General features: G+C 76.1%; 2 pseudogenes. One reads left to right on the top strand and one right to left on the bottom strand.

The features are described 5' to 3' along the window. Positions 1-112 (top strand): annotated as a pseudogene (locus ADL08_RS13580) (ATP-binding protein); the annotation flags it as partial. 154 nt (positions 113-266) lie between these two features. Here the strand turns inward: ADL08_RS13580 and ADL08_RS38120 are convergent. After that, positions 267-351 (bottom strand): annotated as a pseudogene (locus tag ADL08_RS38120) (acyl-CoA carboxylase subunit epsilon); the annotation flags it as partial.

The following is a 351-nucleotide window of genomic DNA, read 5'->3' on the forward strand; positions in this document are numbered from 1 at the left end:
CCAGATCGGCCCCGACACCCCCATCATCACCACCGACGCCCGCCACCGCGCCGACGCCAAGAGCGCGCTCATCACCCTCGTCGAGCACGCCCTCATGGCCCGGCTGCGGTAGCTGTCCCCAGGCGTTCCGCCCGTCCCGAAGGCCGCGCTCCCCGAAAGGGGGGCGCGGCCTTCGGCGTAGCGGCAGCACGAAGGGCCGGAACCCGGTGATACCGGGTTCCGGCCCTTCACGGTGCGTCACGGGGCCCCTGCGGGCCCGTGGTGGGTCAGCGCCAGCTGTGGGGGGCGCGGAAGCCGTGTTCGCGCTCCAGGCGGCGCCAGCCGGCCGCGGTGCGGCCGCGGTGGGTGCCG

Origin of the sequence: Streptomyces sp. NRRL F-6492 (assembly GCF_001280125.1) — a bacterium.
Taxonomy (GTDB): Bacteria; Actinomycetota; Actinomycetes; order Streptomycetales; family Streptomycetaceae; genus Streptomyces.